The organism is Arachidicoccus rhizosphaerae (genome assembly GCF_900107765.1).
GTDB classification, from domain to species: Bacteria; Bacteroidota; Bacteroidia; order Chitinophagales; family Chitinophagaceae; genus Arachidicoccus; species Arachidicoccus rhizosphaerae.
In genome coordinates, this window is record NZ_FNQY01000016.1 from 19446 (window position 1) to 38896 (window position 19451).

Below are 19451 nucleotides of genomic sequence, written 5' to 3' on the forward strand. Positions count from 1 at the left end.
ACAAAATATACTCAGTTATGACCTTCCAGGAAATGATTCATAGTGACAAACCCGTTTTGGTCGATTTTCATGCCACCTGGTGTGGACCTTGTAAAACCATGGCTCCTATCTTGGAAGACCTTAAACGACAAATTGGAGAAAAGGCGCGCATTATCAAAATCGATGTGGATAAAAACCCCGAGGCTGCCGCCAGCTATCAGGTTTCCAGTGTACCTACCCTGATATTATTTAAAAATGGTAAAATGCTATGGCGCGCTTCGGGTGTAACGCCGACAGGTCAACTCAGACAATTGATCGAGCAGTATGGGTAAAAACACATCGTCTTCCCGTTTTTTCCAAAGGAGGTAAGCGTTCGGCAAGAACCGTCAGTGTATTTATGAGTAGCTGGATAAGATTTGCCGGCTAATTATTGGAATATGATCTCTTATTCAAATACTTGCCGCTACTACGTTTATCAAGAATCCCGCAATATGCGATACAGCTTCGATCAGCTGGGTGGTATTGTGAAGCCTATATGTGGGGGAATTTATTGTCGGGAGATATTTTTATGTTTATCAACAAACGAAAAAATCAGTGCAAGTTGCTTAGCTGCTCAGAGGATGGCTTTGAGATTTTCCACAAACGCCTCGTAAAAGGTACATTTGCCGTACCGCCCCATGGACAGATAGAAGCTTACGAGCTGCAATTAATGATCAGTGGTGTGCCCTGATTAAAAAGGTAGATGACCTGACCGCAGAAGTAAGGAGGGTGTGGGCAGAGAATGCTGCTTTGCTGGACGAGAACCGAGGTATTAAGATTAAAGTAGCGGAACAAAAAGAATTATTGACAAGCAAAACAGGGTGATCTATAGCATTACCGAGCAGGAAGAGCGGGAATTGCTGCAGCAACATAAAGAACAGTTAGCTTCTGGTGGGCGCTAATTTGTCAACTCCCAATAAGCATTTTTTTTCTTATCAAATCGAATCAGTCCTTTTGATTTGCTCCAATAGATTTTGGTAACAAAATCATATCGATCGCGAAAATAACCCGAATAATCTTCTCCGTTTATTACAAAAACATCTTTATATCGGTTCTTTTTTGTTTCTAGTACAATGGGGGTTACCTTATTAAGGCTATCTAAATTAATCGGTCCAAGCCTATAAAAAACCGCATCCTTTGTTAATAAATTCACTTTTAATACAGTGTGGCCATTTTTTGATTTTTGGATAGAACAAAAATCATTTTCTAAATATCGAATACTTTTGTCCTGAATAACGGAGTCAGTGTGCCGACAAAAAATTCTCACACCCTCGCATTGCGGAGCAAAAATTGATTGTGCATCGGGGAAACCCCATAGTGTATCTTTTTTTAGAAAAAAAACACTATCAAAGTCTCCCTTATTAGAGGTAAATATAAGCGTTTCATTTCCTTTATAAGGCATCCATTCATAATCGCTTGCAGAAAGCTTCATTTCTCGAGAACATGAAGCTATTAATATTAACATCAGCAAAATAAAAAGAAATAATTTATTCATATATAAGGTATTATTCTATTATATTTACCCTAATTCCCAATCCTCTCCAATAATCAATTAGATTATTTAACCAAGTGTTTACCATATGCCCCCCATTCCTCCATCAAAATTATCTCTTACATGATATTCTGACGTTCCATTGATTCGTTCCAAGTCGGACCCTCCATTAAACCAATTAAGAATTTTTCCCAATAGACCTCCCCGAGAAGAAACTCGATCGCTCTTAGTAGAAAACTGTCGCCCTTTAATTTTAGAAGGATTAGAAAAATCGCCGGGTTGGTGTGGGGAAAGATAATCTACAAATTCGACGAGACCCTCATATTTAGAATTGGCAAGTGCTGTAGCAATACCTGCTGCATATGCTGCACCTTGACTATGTCCGACAATTTTTATAGTCTCTCATGAAGCTAATTTGATTTCCCCTGCATCAAATTGTGAAATTAAATTTGATCCGGCTTTTTATCCTTCTTCAAATCTTATGCTTGCTTTAGATTCAGGAGTGAAGGAGCCATTTGTATAATAAGCATTATGATAAGGTTCTTTATACGCATCGTCTTCACCATCCCAGTAATTATTAAATTCTTTACCATTATTATGAGGTCCATCAGTATAAAAAACTCTATCTGGTGCATACACATCCTTTTGAGAATATTGAACCAGGTAGGGGCCAACACCGATTGCAGAAGTACTACTTTGCCCCCAAACATATTGACTTGGTACAAAACCATTTGCGAACACAAAAAGATGGCCATCTACTTCAATCGAATTTACAGGATTGTTTCCCGTGTAGCTATATGGAGTAAGAGAATAATAAACTTCAGAATACTTATCTTCTACCTCCCATCGTCCAATCTATGCATCATAAAAACGTGCGCCGTAATCATATTGGTCAAGTCCCAGGTCTTCCTGGAGTTCTTTGCCGTTGTAAGTATACTTGTTATGCAATGGGTTTGTTTCCTGCGTTAATCTTTTCCCTTTTTGTTGGAGACTGAACGGATAATAATAAGTTGTTTCGAGAATAGGAATCACCACATTATAATCATCTGTAATGACCATCCGGGTATTACCCAGATGATCTTTCAAAAAATAATCATACACCCAGCCTGAGCTGTCCGCGTTGTGCCGCATCCTGCCTTCCGGCGTGCCAAAGAACTGCAAAGTGTCATTCTGATAGACGGCGCCACCGATATAAGTCGTGACAGTGGTTTTAGAAAGACTGGCAGTAATATCCGTGGTGCGCTTCCTTAATTTATTGCCTGCCGCATCATAATAATACCCGATCGCCCACCTTACTCGCTACCGTAATAACACCCGGTAAATTTAAGATATTATACGTGATCTGGGTGATTTTTTTGTTCCGGTCAGTAATCATATTGCCGTTGCCGTCATAGGTATAAGCTGCCGTTGTATCGGTTTTAGTGGTCATGGCAATGCCATTTACTTAAGGAATTCTGTAGGAAATTTGCGCCCAAGTTCTTAATTTTGATTGTCCTTAAGAATGGGGGCGAACTTTCCCAAAGCCAATCCAAGTTTATTCGAAAAAGTCATTAAATTAATAAATATTACCCTCAGCGATGAAGAATTCAAGCGACAAAACAAGGACTGCGAAACGTCCTTTACTAGGAATCGGGTATTCTCATTCAAAGTTTTACTAATATTTATGATATCCTATGGGGTACAAGCCAATTTGAATCTTAAATTAATGACATTGTATGATTAGCTATCAATAAATTATTATGAAACCATTGCTGTCAACCTTATTAATCCTGTTACTTGCGTGTGGCTTTTCAGCAGCACAAACATATCAAAAGGAGGACGCAACATTAAATATTTTTACAATTAACGATACGCTTAAATATTTTGAATTTTATACACCAGAATTTCTTCATACCAATGTTGAAGTTGGTATATTATCCAAATCGTCAATTAATACATACGATTTAAAATACACTGATGGCCCCTTTTTTTCTACTTTTGAGTTGTTATTTAAAGATTCCAATCTTAGAGTGTTGAATATAGAAAATGAAGGTTGGATTGCTTTAGATCTAAAAGGTTCATTCTTTTTGCGGGGAAATCAACCCCAACAAATCTCTCACTTCAATCTTAATCATTCTATTTTTTATAGCGCTAAAAAGAAAGATTTGATAAAAGCATATGAATTTCCTTGTTTGAAGCAAAATCCAAGCAAATTTCTTTTAATAAGGGAAGCAAAATTGAAGAAAAATGGAGTGTTGGTCTATACAATAAATATAAGCCCATCGAAAACAAGACTTGGATAGCTGCTGTTTGTGGTAACAAGTTTATTGGTTGGATTTTATTGTCTGACGTTGAAGATTCATTTGAACAAACAGAGCAATAATTTAGAGGAATTAACTTGTCTTGGTTTAGGAAAATCAATCAATTGGAGGCGGTTAGTGCATCCTTTAGGCCAAGGATCCTAACAGCAGTTTAGGGGATTTTAAATATACAGATAGCTCTAAACCTGCAACGACGGTCGATTATACCTATGACGGTAATGGCAATATGGTTACCAAAGGAGCATAAATACAAGAACCGCCCCGCTCTGTTACTGGCAAAGTCTACATGTCCCGATGTAAAGTATTTACCTGAAAACAGCGCACAAGGGCGGCTTCTTTTCACAAACTGATTCAAACAAAAATCCAAAACTTATAATCAAACAAAACCTTTAAAATCTGCCTATAGGCTGATTCCGCGTTTCCATGGTATAAAATCATCCTGACCATTGATAACGGCTCTCACCTTTTTGCCGCTGGCCACCTCACAGACAAAATCCAGGATTCTGGCCCCCGCCTGCTCAATGGTCTCTGTGCCTTCTATGATCGTCCCCATATTCAGATCAATAATATCCGTCATTTTTTGATAGAGCGGTGTATTGGTCGCCAGCTTGACAACAGGTGCAATAGGGTTGCCGGTCGGCGTTCCAAGACCGGTGGTAAATAATACAATTGAGGCCCCGCTGCCCACTTCTGCTGTCGTAGACTCCACGTCATTACCAGGCGTACAAAGTAAATTAAGCCCCGGCCTCGTGACAGGTTCCGGATAATCCAGGACGGCCGCCACCGGTGAGGTCCCTCCTTTTTTGGCTGCTCCCGCACTTTTAATGGCATCTGTGATCAGGCCGTCTTTAATATTACCCGGTGATGGATTCATATCAAAACCAGAGCCCGCTTCTGTAGCCCTTTGGCTGTACATGCCCATGAGTGCTGCAAACCTCTTGGCATCCCCTTCATCCTTACACCGGTCACTCAGATTCTGTTCCACGCCGCAGAGTTCAGGAAATTCCGCAAGGATCACAGAACCGCCTAATCCAACCAGTAAATCCGAACAGTACCCAACGGCCGGATTGGCAGAAATACCGGAAAAACCATCTGAGCCACCACATTCCAATCCAAGCACCAGTTTATCCAGGGATGCCGGCTGCCGCTGTTGCTTACTGGCATCCACCATACCGGCGAAGGTTTTTTTAATCGCCAGCGCCAGCAGGTCTGTTTCTTTGCCGATTTGTTGTTGATCCAATAAAAAAAGTGGTTTATTAAAACCTGCATCTCTTTTTTTAATTTCATCCATCAATATGCTTACCTGAGCATTCTGACAACCCAGACTCAGCACTGTGGCGCCTGCCACATTCGGATGGGTGATATATCCTGCCAGCAGCCCGCATAAAGTGACGGAATCCTGTCTGATGCCACCGCATCCCCCCTGATGGGTTAAAAATTTAACGCCGTCTATATTGGGCAGCAAAGGTTCTTCCAGCCCCTCATCAGCCCCGTTAAAATCTGCATCCAGAATCTCGGCCGTTGACTTCCCTGCCTTATACAGACTGCTCAGACGATGCGCAAAATCATTATATTTATCATGCGACTTATAACCCAGTGCCTGGGTTAATGCCTGGCGCATTACCTCTACATTTCTATTCTCACAGAACACCATTGGAATCACCAGCCAGTAATTGGCTACTCCGACTTTGCCATCAGATCTGTGGTAGCCCATAAATTTTCTGTCCTGCCACCTGGTGGTATCCGGGGCCTGCCAATTAAAATGACTATCCCTGACCTCAAAGCCCGAAGCCGCATGATGGACATTGGCTGTTGTAATCACGTTCCCCTTTAGAAGATCCTCATTTGCAATGGCCACCAGCACGCCGTACATGATGATTTTGTCTCCTTTTTTAAGATCTGACAGTAAAAATTTATGCTTTGCTTTTACGTCATCCAGCAGTGTTATCTGGTTTCCGCCAACCAATATCTCCTCTCCAGCCTTTAAATCCTGTAAAGCCACCACTACATTATCGGCAGGCTGTACTATTAAAGTTCTCTGTCCCATATCACTATTTGTTTATTTTAACTTAAAGCCCCTTCCATTACAAACGAATATTATTCCCAAAATCAGCTGCCTGTAAAGCGGTGGCGGCGCTAACCGCGAGGCCATCCATTTGTCTGACAGCTTCCAGTACCGCCTGCGGCCAGATACTTTCATCCAACAAGATATCTGCAATGACAGCGTCCAGAGGCGCCCCGTCACGCAGCTTGTCCCAATGCGCAGCCAAAGCAGCGGCCTTCGCATCCGTCAGGCTAAATTTAGCACCATTCAGGGTGGTCTGCCTATTATTATCTGACCCGTGATCTGAAAATTGATTTTTCAAAAAGGCCAGATAAGCGGCAAATCCTTTCACCATCCTTTCAGGCAATTTACCGAATTTTTCAAAAAAATCACGCATCAGCGGCAGACAGCGCATGCCCATTTTAAGGGTCATTTGTTTACTGATATCCGACCAGCGGTGGTCTATATAGGGATTTTTAAAACGGTCCAGCACCTGTTGAGCAAAATCAGTTGCTTCCTGCTTACTGATCGTATCTCCTAATACTGCCGGTACCGCCTCTTCCATTAATAGTTCCGAGATAAACCCATAAAACCCCTCATCATTCATCGCCTGATTAACAAACTGAAAACCCAGGGCCTGGGCGATAACGCAGCTAAAAGTATGAGGAGCGTTCAATAAAAACAGTTTTAGATGGCGGTACTTTTCAATATCTGCCGTCACAATAACGCCCTTGTTAACCTGACTGAAACTGAGTTGCGCTGCACTGTGTGGACGGGAGGTCTGAATCGCCCAAAGCCCGTACACCTCGCTCATTATCATCAATTTATCGGTATACCCCAGTCTTCCCATTTCTTCAGCCTCCTGTTTAGGCTGCATCCTGCCGGAAACGATTCTGTCCACCAGTGAATCGCAAAAATCATTGGCCTGGTCTAACCACTGAATAAAGGCCTCTGACAATTGATTGATCCTGGCCAGTTCAAGGCAGATTTTTTTAAGCGTACTGCCATTATCCGTAATCAGCTCAGTTGGTACGATTACCATACCTTTGGAGCCGTCCGGATCTCCCTTAAACTTTTCAAATCTTTCCAGCAAAAATGCCAGCAGCTTTCCCGGGAAAGATCTGGGCGTTTGTCCCTTCACTAAAATATCTTCCTTATCCAATACGATTCCCACTTCTGTCGTATTAGAAAAAACGATCTGCATATCCGGGCTTGCGGCGGCTTCCAGCACCCGCTGCCAGTCACGCTGGCTATCCAGGACCCGGCTGATCGCCCCATTGATAATATCCTCACTGGTCGCCTTGCCCTTACTCCAACCTCTTAAACAGAGGGTAAAAAGTCCGTCCTGTTCTTTAAAATCATCCGCTTTATTTTGTGCTGTTGATTTAACTACCAGAATCCGGCCATTAAAAACACCTTGTTTATTGGCTTGATCAATATAATAATCCGGTAATCCGCGCAGTAATACGCCTGTGCCGAATTGCAGCACTTTTTCCGGTAAGGCCAATATCTTTTCACCTGGTGTGGGTATAGATTTAATAGCAGCCAGGCTGTCTCTATTTAATCTGCTATTAACAGCTTTATTACCCAGTATCTCTTGCATGTTCTAATCTTGTTTTATGATGTAGTTATATTTTCAGTTTTATTTTGAAATGATTTTGAGTTAAATCCGGTAACAGAAAGTGGGTGACCCGTTACCGGATTATATGATTGAATGTTTATTTTGACTTACCGGCTGTTTTTTAACAGCCATTTGCTCAGGGCACGCATGGCCTTATAGTTTTCAAACTGCAGCGGCAATTTTCTCCCATCCACATATTCATTATACAACCAGGGATCTCCGATAGCCAGTACCATACCTTTACCGAAATGACTCAGAGAACCGGCAACATGACCGTCTTTGGTCTTTAATATCGCCTGAGCGGGGTCCTTTAAGGTAATCGAAGAAAGTTCTTTAATATAGACTTGTTTTACGCCAGAGAAAATACTGTCATCCGGAGCAATGTCAATGGCGCCTTGTTCATACTGATGGCCCTGGACTCTGTTTAAGCTGTTGCCGTCAAAATGCACCCCAAAGCTTTCTGCCAACTGGTTAAAATGATCAAACTCTGCATTCAGGGAGTCATTTTCCATAAGTACCAGGATACCGCCTTCTTTAACCCAGGCCTTAATATTTTCTATGGCCGCCTGGTCAACGTAATTTGGTGACGAGGTTTCCTTGTCCGTATCAGGATCGACGATCATGTATACAGCAGCGCCTTTCAGATTCTCCCTTGTGGGAGCAGCTCTGAGCGTTGCGGTTCTGGCACCCAGAGATTCAAACACATCTCCCCATAAGGAAAATCCGCTATTTTCTCTGTCATTAAAAGTATAGTGCATGGCCTGGGTAATACCCGCCAGATTCACCTTGGTCTCATTGTTATAGAAATTATCCAGTAAAACCTTGGTCGTTTTTCCGGCTTTAACACCGTAATTACGATCTGCGGCCATCTGGATCTCCGTAGCAGCCAAAAGGAAGGCGCCTACCCCTTTGCCGTCGTTCACTTTTGTTTTCTCACCAATATAGTACTGATAAGTGCCGTCTCTATAAGGCTTTCCGCCTAGTCCGGCCACCTCACAGGTTCCGTTAAGTACCGTATTGCCTGCACTGTCCCTGGCGACAAATTGCTTCACGACTCCCTCAAATCCGTCCAGGGCTGCCTTATCATAACTGGCCGGCAGGTATCCCTTTCTGACCCCTTTAGCCAGGGTATACACAAACATGCAGGACGCGGAGGCTTCCTGATAGTTACCGGCATCCCCCGCTTTATCCAATACCTGCCACCATACATGACTTGTCCGGTCCTGTACCTTTACAACGGCTGTAGCATAACGGTTTAAAATCTGTACCAGACTATCTTTATAGGGTTGATTTTCGGGGAAATAATCAAGCGCATCGACCAGCGCCATGCCATACCAGCCCATGGCCCGGCCCCAGAAATTCTCAGACAGACCCGTTTGTTTATTGGCCCATTTTTGTTCTTTTGAAGCGTCCCAGCCATGATATAAAAGGCCGGTTTTGCTATCTCTGGCATGTCTTTCCATTAATACAAACTGCTTTCCAATATCATTAAATGCAGTATCCTCGCCACTGACCATCGCATACTCTGCATAAAAAGGGGCGGCCATATACAATCCATCCAGCCACATTTGGTTAGGATAAATTTTCTTATGCCAGAAACCTCCGTCAAAGGTTCTGGGCTGCCCGTTTAATTGATTACGCAAACTGGTCGCCGCTTTCCAATACTGTTTTTTTCCGGTCACACGGGCAAGCGTCAGCAACAGCTTTCCGTTGTTAATATCATCCAGCTTATAGGACAGAGAATCATAATCTCTTATGACCCCGTTTTTATCAACAAAATCATCCATACTATGCTGGATGTAATTAAAGTACAGCGGGTCACCTGAAAGCATCCAGATATTTTCAAATCCTTTTAACACAACGCCTTCATCATAGCTCCATTTTTTATAAGCATGCTGACCGCTCTGGGTGGGATCTTTCCAGATGGTCATCACTGTTCTGGCCATTTGACGAGCCAGAGAATCGGCCTGAATACCCTGCGAAGGGCTGACGACCGCAGCTACTGTTGAGTGCGCTGCCTGGCGGGCAGACCCCGCTCCTTGTCCGCAGGACGTCAGCGCCATAAATGACATAAACGGTGCCACATAAACTGCTCTGCGCCAGCCAGGTATGGGACCACTGTTCAGAAGCATCTTATGTTTACCGTTGAAGCGATTTTTAAACATAATACTGATTTTTGTTATGAATAATTTGTTTGTGATATTGTGTTTGTGAATTTTATACGTTTAATTACTTGTTTTATTTAAATTCCAGGGCAGCATCCGAAACGTCGGCCCCGAATTTTATAGCTGACCGGTCCTTACTGGCAGCCTCCCCATTTATCCGGACTTCTTTCAAAACAATCGCTTTACTGTCGGCTCCAGATACCACAATATGCGGCGCACTGCCCCTTTGGGTTACTGCGGCTGTCTGTGCCAAATCCAGATTTTCAAAAAGGCTGCTGCTTGTATTGCTTAAGGTGATCATAGCTTCCCCGGGACGGGTCAGCACGGCTTTCAGGTTTGCAACGTCTATGCCCTTAGCCTCAATCAGCTCTATTCCTTTTTTAGTACGCATGACCAGATTACGCAAATGAATATCCTTAATGGCCATCTCCGGCAGACCTCTGAAAAACAGGCTGTGATCGGCGCCGTTGCAATTAATATCACTTATATAAAAATGCCTGAACTGCGGCGTACCGGCCGTAACGGGCTGCCGCTCTTCTTTAGGCGACTCGGTCTGCTCGCCATTGAGCGGCACCGGATCTTTCGCGGCGTAGTACATATTAAAACGGATGGCATCACCCTTAATGCCTTGCATATTAATCTGGCTGGCATATATATTTTCAACAACCCCGCCTCTGCCCCTGGTCGTCTTAAAACGCAGTCCGATATCTGTTCCCAAAAAGCTGCAGCGACGAATGGCCACATTTTTAACGCCGCCGGACATTTCTGAGCCGATGACAAAGCCGCCGTGTGCATGATAAACGGTTGCGTATTGTACCAGGACATTTTCAGTGGGGACGCCCCGCTTTCTGCCCTCTTCATCCCTGCCGGACTTCATACAGATGCCATCATCTCCTACGTCAAAGCTACTGTGCTCGATCAGGACATTTTTACAGGACTCCAGATCAAGGCCGTCCCCATTTTGAGCATACCATGGATTTTTAGCATAAATACCCCGTATGATCACCTGCTCACATAAAAGCGGATGCAGACACCAGGCCGGCGAGTTCTGAAAGGTGACCCCTTCCAGTAATACTTGTTTGCAATTGATCAGCGACAATAAATTAGGCCGCAGGTAATCCTTGATATCTTTATAATCCGCTGCCGTCTTGCCAGCTTTCAGCACCCCTGCATCTTTAACAGTGGAACCTTTTAAGGATCCTTTGGAAGGATACCAGGTGGTTCCCGCCTTATCCACCACCCCTGTTGAGCCAACCAGTGTTTTCCACTGCGATTCGGTCAGTTTTCCTTTTTTCACCATACGCCAGCTGTCCCCGGCCCCATCGATGATTCCATTGCCGGTAATTCCAATATGGGTTGCATTTAAGGCAGAAACAGGCGCCTGACAACGGACAGCCTCCACCCCTTCATAACTGGTTTTTACCATCGGGTACTGATCAAAATCACTGGAAAATTGCAGTAATCCTCCGGCAGCTACATGGAGATTGACATTGGATTTTAATACCAGGGGTCCGGTCAGCCATTGACCGACACCCACATAGACAACCCCGCCACCGTTAGTACTCAGCTGATCGATCGCCTTTTGAATCACCGCTGTGTTTAAAGTAATACCATCGGGCGAGCCGCCGCTTTGTTGAATGAATATAGTATCTCGTTTAAAATCCGGTAAGCGCAATTGTTCCAATGCCAGTAGTGAGGCAGGTATGGCAAACTCATCTGGCAAAGCGCTCTTAATGAAGCTTTGCTGTTGCGCGTAAGTAGATACGGGCGAAAATAAATGCATACCCAGCGCTGTGGCCGCCATCACCAGTCCTCGTTTCCATTTTCTGGAAAAGGCTGATTTGGACAAGTCACCGTGCTGATCAAAATGATTTTGCAGTTCTCCTTTGTTGATTGTTTGCGGCCTGATTTTTATCATAGCATTTACATCTGATTCTGAATAATTTTAAATACCCGGCTGACCTCTTTCATCTGACAGTGCTTCAGTCCGGCATAGGATATCCCAAACTGAAGATACGGCTAATGAATATTTAATTGTTTAATGAGTGCCCTTCCTATATCATCCGCTCCCCTTTTGAAGCGGGTCCTGTTTATATCCCGTATTCAGGAGCAATGATTGCGGGTTTAATCCCATCTTTATCTTGTGGCATATCTACAAAGTTGCCCCTAACTACCTGTTATCAAAACTATATATTCATTGTTTATAATATCAGGGTTAACTTCTATTTATTTACGCAATGGTTCCCGGAAACGATATCAAAGTCGTAGGGTGCGCCTCATTGCATATTTAGCCTGTCCTTGGAGCCCCTTAGTGTAAATGGTTGACCCAGTCTCCTAATACGGCCCGGGCCGTATATCTGTCCGCCTCCGGCTTTTGCAGCTGGTGTGACCAGCCGGCTCTGTTTGCGACAGGTAATTTACCCTCCGGCCCCTGGCTGTTATATTCTGCATAATAAGCGGTTGACTCATTTGCTTTACTGCTCCAGTTATTCCATCCCGCCGGCTGAATGAAAGGCCCCATCCTGGTATTCAGGTACACCGTCTTTGCATAAGGACGCCACGGCCTGCCCAGATAAACCTCTTTAACCCCCGTTGCAGCTAAAATGGTACAATGATCCAATACAAATCCAAAAGCCTGTCCCTGACTAGTGGAAGCGGCTACAATATATGAGTTCGCCTGGCATAAAATCGTACTGTGGTGGACCAGGACAGTCGCGTCTCCGAATAGAAAATCCGTCGTTCCCGAAATAAAACAATTGTTTAGATAAACATGGGTCCTGCGGCCTGTAGCAAAAAAGGTATCCTGATTGCCTTTTATATTACAGTCTTCAATCAGGCACTGGTCCTGGGAAACAGATAAGGCAATGGCCTGCCCTACCGGACCCGCATCATTGACGATACTCAAATGTTTAAGGATAACGCGCGGGGCTTCCACGCTGAGCGTAGCGGTATAAAAGGTACTGTTTCTTCCTTTTGCCACCTGATCAAAAAAACTGCCGAATTCAATGACGGTCTTTTCTCTGTCTTCTCCAATTAAACTGATATCCGGATTCCAGGCTGGAATACGAACCTGTTCTTTATATATTCCTGCTTTAATATAAATCACCGTCCTGTTTAAAGGATAGGCCTTGGCGGCTTCAATTGCTTTTTGAATACTGGTAAATGCTCCGGATCCATCGGGGGCAACAATTAAGGTATCCATTTTAAGTGAGGATAATTTTTTTGTTCCATCCGGGTGACCTTCGGCATGCAGACTCCCTATAGCCCCTATCAAACAGGCCAGCTGTAATAGTAATTTCCTAAGGACGCTTCTGCCGGCTATTATGCTCAGCTGACCGGAACGGCTTTTAATTTCCCCTGTCATAACTGTTTATTTTTTTATCAATTGCTTTATATAAGGCCTGCTGCCCCTTTGCATTGGGATGAAGTCCGTCTGCATAGGCCTTTCTGGGCACGACATTTAACAAGGAAAGAAACCCGGTCTTATTTTGCTGTGCAAGTTTTTTGTAACCAAAGGCTAATTTTTTCAGACTGATCCTTGTATTTTCATTATACAGCTTTCCTTTATTGATATCATTCATGATCTTTGTATTGATATCAGAGGGAGACAAAATAAGGATTTTGGCGGTCGGATCTTTTTTGCGAACCTGATCAATCATCCATTGCATATTTTGAATACAGCTGGCCACCATGGCATCATTGCCGTTTTTTAAATCATTCACTCCTAAAAAGAACACATACATCTCAGCATGTGGATACTTATTTAACACAGGTAATAATTCTGATTTATCGGCCGTCTTACGACCGCTCCTACCTGCATTGATATAAGCAAAAGCGGTACCCGACTGCTGTTGCTCAAGATACCAGACCCAGCTTTTCCCGTCTACCTGTGCACCATAGGTAATGGAATCCCCGAAACAGACAACCGTCTTTTTTTTCTGAATAGAAAGATTGACAAAGCTCAGTAGCAGTAATAATCCGCATCCCGTTAAAAGGATATTTGTCATCTTTGAAGTCATTTTCTTTACCTGCATATGAATGATTAAAAGCGTTTGGTTTTACAACAGATGAATGGAACTATTTCTTCGCCGCATTTTTAGAATCGGCTATAATCTGGGCAGCATTCACCGGTTTTCCATTGACCGTGGTGCTTGTGATTTCTATCTGGTCTACGTTTTTGATAATACTTTCTTTTTCAACATTTTCAAAACTGCAACTGTCAATGCTAATATGTGTCACATGTTTGTCGTCTCTGCCCTGCAGGTTAATAGCGTATTCGCTTTTATGGCTGTTCACGTGATCTATAAATACACTGTCCAGTGTCGGTGTATAGGTGCATCCTGCCGTATTTTTCTCATCATAAAACATATTAATTTTAATAACCGCCTCATGCACCTGCCCCACTTCAATATTTCTAAAATAAAAACGTCTCATCACGCCCCCTCTGCAACTATTTGATTTTATACGAATGGCTCTGTCAAGGGACGGGCTGTTCATTTCCAGGTTCTGTCCGTATATATCTTCCGCGCCACCGGAAGCCTCACTGCCGATTACCACGCCGCCATGGCCATCTTCCATTTTACAGTTCTCAATAATAATATTCTTGGAAGGTACGTTAAAAGCCCTGCCGTCCTGATCCCTGCCGCTTTTAATGGCAATGCAGTCGTCCCCGTTGGCAAAATGGCAGTTTTTAATCCAGACATCCCTGCAGGATTCCGGATCGCAGCCATCATTATTAGGACCATAACTAAGGGTGCTGACTCCATCTATCGTTATATTTTGGCTAAGGGTCGGATGTAAGATCCAAAAAGGCGAATTAATCAGGGTAACGCCCTGGATCAGGATATTTTTGCATCCATAAAATTCTACAAAAGTAGGCCTTAGGTAATGTCCTTTCCCAAAAACACGCTGTTCAACCGGCACCTGGTCTTTATTCATTTGGTTTAACCTGGGTTTATCTTCTGGTTTTTCCTGCTGTGGCATCCCTTCTTTCCAGCCAAACCTTTTAGAACCAGTCCACCACCACCAGTGTTCATTGTTGGCCTGACCGTCTAAAACACCCGCTCCCGTGACCGCTATATCTGTTTGATGATAGGCATAAATTAATGGGGAATAGTTCATCATCTCTATTCCTTCGTATCTGGTGTGTACAACAGGCAAAAAGTCGTTTGCATCGGTAGAAAATTTAAGACGTGACCCTTTTTCCAGGTGTAACTCTACATGACTTTTCAAATGGACCGGCCCCTTCACAAAAAAGACCCCAGCCGGCACAACGACTCTTCCGCCTCCGGGATGCTGGCTGGCAGCATCTATGGCCCTGGTCAGTGCCGGTAGCGCATCAAAGCTGCTGTCATTTTTAGCTCCGAAATCCAAAATGGAGAAATCTGTCTGCGCAAAAGTAGGTGCAACAATTCTTTCTTTGATGCTGTCAAGTTTATCCCATCCTGAACTGGCTGCACTTTTATTGTTTTTAACGGATTGGCAACTCACAAGTCCCGTCACCGCACCTAATGTACTGAGTGCCAAGAGCCCTGCGACTCCGCATCTGGAAATCGTTTTCAGCCCGCCTACCATAAATCCCGGGCTTTTATATTGTTTCTTATGATTAAACTTAAGCGACCCGCTAAAATTTCTTTTTTGCATAGAGATGACCTTTTAGTTTTTGTTGTATCAATCACTTTTCACCTGATGGCAGTGACTCCTATTAAAATAGCTTTATTTTTTATTACACCTGTCCTATCTCTTAGGACTTAAATGCTGCGCAATAGGCAGTTGGAGTTCCACCAGCTGATGCAACACCATTTCTGCCATTTTCCGGGCACCGAGTTCATTAAAATGGGTATCATCGTGAACGCCTTTAGGATAATGAGGATGTTCACCGGGTTCTAACTGGTTATATAGCAACTTAGAGGTTTCCGGTCCCATTTTTTTCAGTAAATCCATACTGAGCTTTTCTAAATCAATTAAATCCACCTGCTCTTCCCTGGCAGTTTTAATAACTAAAGGCCCATATACCGGATGCGTATCTATCAGACGGCCGGAAGAATCAAAATGCCGGCGCGCTACGGGGGTGAGTAACACCGGAGTCGCCCCCTTTTCCCGCGTATCCTGAATAAAGGTTTTCAGATTTGCGACAAACTGGGGAGCAGGCGTGTAACTTCTTTTTGTAGGCACTTCGTCATTATGGCCAAACTCAATGAAGACATAATCGCCTTTTGAAAGGGTTTTCAGTACATCTTTCCAACGGCCCTCTGCAATAAAAGTGCTGGTGCTGCGTCCGTTTTGTGCCCGGTTATCCACGACTACGGTGGAGTCAAACATATAGTGAAACGGCATTCCCCATCCCGTTTCCGGATACGCCCGCACCGCCTTATCCGCCATGGTGGAATCTCCTATCATATAGATGGTCGTCTTATGTTGTAATAACCAGGTAAAAGACATACAAGTCATTAGCAACGCCAATATAATAATATTGCGTCCCCTGAACAGGGCGCTGCCTTTTGATTTAAAAAATACATTATTAAAGCGTTGTCGGCTGATCTTCGTCATTGCGTAATTTTAGAATTTTAATTCCCTTAGAACAGGGATCCTGCAGATAAACACCCTTGTGAATTTAACATCCATCCACAAAAATTTTCCGCCTTTTGTTACAGGCAAGTTAATCGCATCTACTAACAAATGAATGTAAATCTCGTAATTAATTTACGCAATCGATACCAACCAAAAGGCTGAAATCCACCCTTCTCCGGAATATTTATTAAAGGAAGAGCTATTAAAATGCTAATAAACTTGCAATCGATAGCGCATTAGTTGTGTACGCAATCGTTATCGGCAACGATTGCAAGCACGTTTATGATAAAATATATACATGGTTTTTTGCCAAAATGGCTTATCTTTCGTCCGCTGTTTGAATGCACAATAAATTTAAAGTCAGATAAGGCATCATGAAATTTGAGTCAGTTACTATTAAGGATATAGCAAAAGTACTCCATTTGTCCACGTCAACGGTGTCCCGGGCATTAAGGGATAGTTATGAAATCAGCGAAGAAACTAAAAAGTTGGTTGTTGATTATGCAAAAAGTGTCAATTATCGGCCCAACCCTTCTGCGCTTAACCTGAAAAAACGCAGAAGCCGGACCTTAGGGATTACCATTTCTGAGATTGCCAATAGCTTTTTTTCCCAGATTATTGCCGGGGTAGAATCCGTAGCCAAGGAAAAGGGATACAATGTTATTATAAGTCAGACCTTTGAAAACTTTGAAAGAGAACAGGAAGCCGTCCGTAATCTGAGCCAATCCGTAGACGGTATGCTCATATCTCTGAGTTCCGAAACCAAAAGCCTGGAACATATAGAAGAATTGCAGCAAAGAGGTATGCCCATCGTTTTTTTTGACAGGATTGCTAAAAACCTCGAAGGACATAAAGTCAGGTCCAATAATCATAAAGGAGCCTTTGATGCAACGGAGCATCTCATCCATAATGGTTATAAAAGAATCGCTTTTATCGGAAACCCCGACAATCTGGCCATCATTAAAGAACGCAAAAGAGGCTATGACGAGGCGCTGGAGTTCCATCAGATCCCCCACAGGGAAGATTATGTCAAATACTGTCAGCACGGAGGCCTGTCTTACGAAGAAGTAGAAATGGTCATGCAGGATCTGCTGTCTCTGGATGAACCGCCGCAGGCCATCTTATCCTGTGCCGATAAGATCACCACGAATTGTTACCGTTACTTATATAAGCATCATATTAAGATCCCCGATCAGATGGCGCTTATCGGGTTTTCTAATCTGGATCTGACGGAGTTTCTGAACCCCTCTCTTTCCATTATACAGCAAAAAGCGGTCACCATGGGCACGCAGGCGACTGAACTATTAATCCAGCAAATAGAAAGTAAAAGACCGGTAGTCGATTATAGTGAAATCGTTTTGGAACCCGATTTTTTTGCCAGGGACTCCTCCAAAGGACACTAAGAATCAAGCCTTTGCGTAAAGAATCTTTGTGAAGCAGCAAAGCTTTCCGGCTGAAAGCGCTCGGTCTTAGATTAAGATAAAAGCAATGGGGTGACGGTTTAGCAGATTGCTAAACCGTCACCCCATTGCTTTTATCAGGTTCAATGTACCTAGTCTGTTGATGCGGATCTTTATTTTGCCTGCTCACTGAGCGGCAATACCCTGAAAAAGTCAAAATCCGCATATCCCGCATCATTAGTCGTCTTCTCTGCAGTGGCATAGATGCCGATTTTAGCACCGGTCCACTTTCCTGGCGTTGGGGTAAAATCCTGTGGTACCGCCGTATATTTTTGACCGTCCAGGCTATAATAAAACTTACAAAGCGCATGGTTAGGTTGAGGATTATGTACATCTACCCGGATCCACACTTCTGGTTTTTTAAGGATGGTAACCGTGGTTTTCTTTTCCGGATTTCCTTTATCTGAGGCCTTACAAATTCCTTGTTCCAACCGGTAAGCGGTGCCGTCACTGGCAATAGCCAGCTTGGCATAATCCAGGCCCAGTACCACAAGCCCCGCCTCCTGACTGCCATTTTTCTCATTTGCCGAAAATTGCAGTTGGGTGATTACGGAAAAACTGTCTGCAGGAAATTTCTGCGCCAGGATATTGGGAATTTCCCATAAATTCGTAGCCGTTTGGGTATGAAGTGCATATAACCTTAAATGCCCATCATTACCTGTCATCAGCCATCTTCCGCTGCCATTGGCCTCCCATTGCCATTGCAGTCCTAAAGAATGCTCATTAAATTCATCGGACTGCTGCGGTGTAAGCCTTGGATATGCTTTGCCTACATCAGGCTTTTTGTAGGTCATTACCGGCTGCCCTTTGCCATCCCCGTCTTTATCCTCCCCAATAACAGGCCAGTCATGAACCCATTTCATGGGTTGTAAATGCAGGACCCTTCCATAGGCTTCTTTATCCTGAAAATGTAAAAACCAATCCTGATTTGTCTGGGTGGTTACCCATGCACCCTGGTGAGGTCCGTTAACCGGACTTTTACCCTGATCCATAACGACTTTCCTCTCATAAGGTCCCATTAGCGTTTTAGATCGCAAAACCAACTGCCAGCCGGTAGATACCCCTCCTGCCGGCGCAAAAATGTAGTAGTAACCGTTCCTCTTATAAATCTTGGGGCCTTCGATGGTCGGGTCATCTATATGACCGTCATATACAATATGATCTTCTCCCACAACCTTTGACCCGTCTTCGTTCATGGGGGCAATGGCGATCACGCTTTTAATGCCCGCCCGGCTGCCTGCATAAGCATGTACCAGCCAGACCTTACCGTCATCGTCCCATAAAGGACATGGGTCAATGATTCCTTTACCAGGAAATACCAGGACCGGATCTGACCATTTTTTTGCGGGATCATCCGTTTTTATCATGTAAATGCCGTAATCCGGATCCGGATAATAAATATAGAATTCCTTATTATGGTACCGAATAGCGGGCGCCCAGACACCATTGCCATGTTGAGGGATATTAAATACATCCTCCGGAATCTGTTTTTGCAGACCATGATTGATAATGGTCCAGTTGACCAGGTCTTTGGAATGCAAAATAGGCAACCCCGGAATATCCTCAAAACTGGAAGCGACCAGATAATAGTCCTCCCCTACGCGAATGGCATCGGGATCTGAATAATCGGCATTGATGATCGGATTTTTATAGGTTCCATTACCCTGGTCGGCAACCCAGACTTTGGATACATAGTTATTTTGTCCAAAACAAGGAGCGCCCAGACTCGCAGAACCAAGAACAATTGACAAAAAATATTTGGGTAAATGACGATGCTGCAT

At 43.6% G+C, this 19451-nt stretch carries 17 protein-coding genes; 4 read left to right on the forward strand and 13 right to left on the reverse strand.

Annotated features, from left to right (window positions below; translation table 11 throughout):
• Window positions 1-17 precede the first annotated feature (17 nt).
• Window positions 18-311 carry a thioredoxin gene (gene trxA / locus BLU80_RS13245; RefSeq protein WP_091399327.1) on the forward strand — a complete coding sequence of 98 codons (294 nt, stop codon included), beginning with the start codon at window positions 18-20 and terminating at the stop codon, window positions 309-311.
• A 203-nt stretch (window positions 312-514) separates the two neighbouring features.
• Window positions 515-709 (forward strand): IS66 family insertion sequence element accessory protein TnpB, encoded by a 195-nt coding sequence (gene tnpB, locus BLU80_RS20140; RefSeq protein WP_139188156.1) that lies wholly within the window; start codon window positions 515-517, stop codon window positions 707-709.
• 207 nt (window positions 710-916) lie between these two features.
• On the opposite strand, the gene BLU80_RS13255 is transcribed toward tnpB, so the two are convergent.
• From BLU80_RS13255 to BLU80_RS19570, 4 genes are all read right to left on the reverse strand, one after another.
• Complete coding sequence (locus tag BLU80_RS13255; protein ID WP_091399335.1) at window positions 917-1513, reverse strand: hypothetical protein; 597 nt, start codon at window positions 1511-1513, stop codon at window positions 917-919.
• 459 nt (window positions 1514-1972) lie between these two features.
• Complete coding sequence (locus tag BLU80_RS13260; protein WP_139188157.1) at window positions 1973-2251, reverse strand: hypothetical protein; 279 nt, start codon at window positions 2249-2251, stop codon at window positions 1973-1975.
• Between the two features lie 114 nt (window positions 2252-2365).
• Window positions 2366-2671 (reverse strand): hypothetical protein, encoded by a 306-nt coding sequence (locus BLU80_RS13265; protein ID WP_091399344.1) that lies wholly within the window; start codon window positions 2669-2671, stop codon window positions 2366-2368.
• 106 nt (window positions 2672-2777) lie between these two features.
• Window positions 2778-2939, reverse strand: a complete 162-nt coding sequence (locus BLU80_RS19570) for a hypothetical protein (protein ID WP_170831241.1) — start codon at window positions 2937-2939, stop codon at window positions 2778-2780.
• A gap of 310 nt (window positions 2940-3249) precedes the next feature.
• Between BLU80_RS19570 and BLU80_RS13275 the strand changes: the two genes are divergently transcribed.
• Window positions 3250-3792: a hypothetical protein gene (locus BLU80_RS13275; protein ID WP_091399353.1), complete on the forward strand. Its 543-nt coding sequence runs from the start codon at window positions 3250-3252 to the stop codon at window positions 3790-3792.
• 418 nt (window positions 3793-4210) lie between these two features.
• On the opposite strand, the gene BLU80_RS13280 is transcribed toward BLU80_RS13275, so the two are convergent.
• From BLU80_RS13280 to BLU80_RS13315, 8 genes are all read right to left on the reverse strand, one after another.
• The gene (locus BLU80_RS13280; protein ID WP_091399356.1) at window positions 4211-5857 is read right to left on the reverse strand and encodes a UxaA family hydrolase; all 1647 of its coding nucleotides are present in this window, start codon (window positions 5855-5857) and stop codon (window positions 4211-4213) included.
• Between the two features lie 37 nt (window positions 5858-5894).
• On the reverse strand, window positions 5895-7457 hold the full coding sequence (locus BLU80_RS13285; protein ID WP_091399361.1) for a tagaturonate reductase: 1563 nt from the start codon (window positions 7455-7457) through the stop codon (window positions 5895-5897).
• A 125-nt stretch (window positions 7458-7582) separates the two neighbouring features.
• The gene (locus tag BLU80_RS13290) at window positions 7583-9640 is read right to left on the reverse strand and encodes a glycoside hydrolase family 88/105 protein (RefSeq protein ID WP_244518915.1); all 2058 of its coding nucleotides are present in this window, start codon (window positions 9638-9640) and stop codon (window positions 7583-7585) included.
• 73 nt (window positions 9641-9713) lie between these two features.
• Window positions 9714-11558, reverse strand: a complete 1845-nt coding sequence (locus BLU80_RS13295) for a glycoside hydrolase family 28 protein (protein WP_211481844.1) — start codon at window positions 11556-11558, stop codon at window positions 9714-9716.
• Window positions 11559-11948: 390 nt separating this feature from the next.
• On the reverse strand, window positions 11949-13004 hold the full coding sequence (locus BLU80_RS13300) for a pectinesterase family protein (RefSeq protein ID WP_091399364.1): 1056 nt from the start codon (window positions 13002-13004) through the stop codon (window positions 11949-11951).
• Window positions 12988-13647 (reverse strand): SGNH/GDSL hydrolase family protein, encoded by a 660-nt coding sequence (locus BLU80_RS13305; RefSeq protein WP_170831242.1) that lies wholly within the window; start codon window positions 13645-13647, stop codon window positions 12988-12990. Before BLU80_RS13305 ends, BLU80_RS13300 begins: the two co-directional genes overlap by 17 nt.
• A 70-nt stretch (window positions 13648-13717) precedes the next feature.
• Window positions 13718-15283, reverse strand: coding sequence for a glycoside hydrolase family 28 protein (locus tag BLU80_RS13310; protein WP_091399372.1), 1566 nt, complete (start codon window positions 15281-15283; stop codon window positions 13718-13720).
• 93 nt (window positions 15284-15376) lie between these two features.
• Window positions 15377-16189, reverse strand: coding sequence for a rhamnogalacturonan acetylesterase (locus BLU80_RS13315; protein WP_244518917.1), 813 nt, complete (start codon window positions 16187-16189; stop codon window positions 15377-15379).
• A 395-nt stretch (window positions 16190-16584) separates the two neighbouring features.
• Here BLU80_RS13315 and BLU80_RS13320 point away from each other — a divergent pair, with 395 nt between their 5' ends.
• Window positions 16585-17613, forward strand: coding sequence for a LacI family DNA-binding transcriptional regulator (locus BLU80_RS13320; RefSeq protein WP_091399377.1), 1029 nt, complete (start codon window positions 16585-16587; stop codon window positions 17611-17613).
• Between the two features lie 170 nt (window positions 17614-17783).
• Here BLU80_RS13320 and BLU80_RS13325 read toward each other — a convergent pair whose 3' ends face one another.
• A complete protein-coding gene (locus BLU80_RS13325; RefSeq protein ID WP_091399381.1) occupies window positions 17784-19451 on the reverse strand; it encodes a glycoside hydrolase family 43 protein in 1668 nt (555 codons plus the stop codon).

What these genes read in the sequence shown, in the direction of transcription:
- BLU80_RS13290 (WP_244518915.1), bottom strand. Translation starts at nt 9,640, where the DNA reads ATGTTTAAAAATCGCTTCAACGGTAAACATAAGATGCTTCTGAACAGT.
- BLU80_RS13305 (WP_170831242.1), bottom strand. Translation starts at nt 13,647, where the DNA reads ATGACAAATATCCTTTTAACGGGATGCGGATTATTACTGCTACTGAGC.
- BLU80_RS13285 (WP_091399361.1), bottom strand. Translation starts at nt 7,457, where the DNA reads ATGCAAGAGATACTGGGTAATAAAGCTGTTAATAGCAGATTAAATAGA.
- BLU80_RS13320 (WP_091399377.1), top strand. Translation starts at nt 16,585, where the DNA reads ATGAAATTTGAGTCAGTTACTATTAAGGATATAGCAAAAGTACTCCAT.
- BLU80_RS13295 (WP_211481844.1), bottom strand. Translation starts at nt 11,558, where the DNA reads ATGATAAAAATCAGGCCGCAAACAATCAACAAAGGAGAACTGCAAAAT.
- BLU80_RS13255 (WP_091399335.1), bottom strand. Translation starts at nt 1,513, where the DNA reads ATGAATAAATTATTTCTTTTTATTTTGCTGATGTTAATATTAATAGCT.
- BLU80_RS13275 (WP_091399353.1), top strand. Translation starts at nt 3,250, where the DNA reads ATGAAACCATTGCTGTCAACCTTATTAATCCTGTTACTTGCGTGTGGC.
- BLU80_RS13310 (WP_091399372.1), bottom strand. Translation starts at nt 15,283, where the DNA reads ATGCAAAAAAGAAATTTTAGCGGGTCGCTTAAGTTTAATCATAAGAAA.
- BLU80_RS19570 (WP_170831241.1), bottom strand. Translation starts at nt 2,939, where the DNA reads ATGACCACTAAAACCGATACAACGGCAGCTTATACCTATGACGGCAAC.
- trxA (WP_091399327.1), top strand. Translation starts at nt 18, where the DNA reads ATGACCTTCCAGGAAATGATTCATAGTGACAAACCCGTTTTGGTCGAT.
- tnpB (WP_139188156.1), top strand. Translation starts at nt 515, where the DNA reads ATGTGGGGGAATTTATTGTCGGGAGATATTTTTATGTTTATCAACAAA.
- BLU80_RS13280 (WP_091399356.1), bottom strand. Translation starts at nt 5,857, where the DNA reads ATGGGACAGAGAACTTTAATAGTACAGCCTGCCGATAATGTAGTGGTG.
- BLU80_RS13315 (WP_244518917.1), bottom strand. Translation starts at nt 16,189, where the DNA reads ATGACGAAGATCAGCCGACAACGCTTTAATAATGTATTTTTTAAATCA.
- BLU80_RS13325 (WP_091399381.1), bottom strand. Translation starts at nt 19,451, where the DNA reads ATGCAGCATCGTCATTTACCCAAATATTTTTTGTCAATTGTTCTTGGT.
- BLU80_RS13300 (WP_091399364.1), bottom strand. Translation starts at nt 13,004, where the DNA reads ATGACAGGGGAAATTAAAAGCCGTTCCGGTCAGCTGAGCATAATAGCC.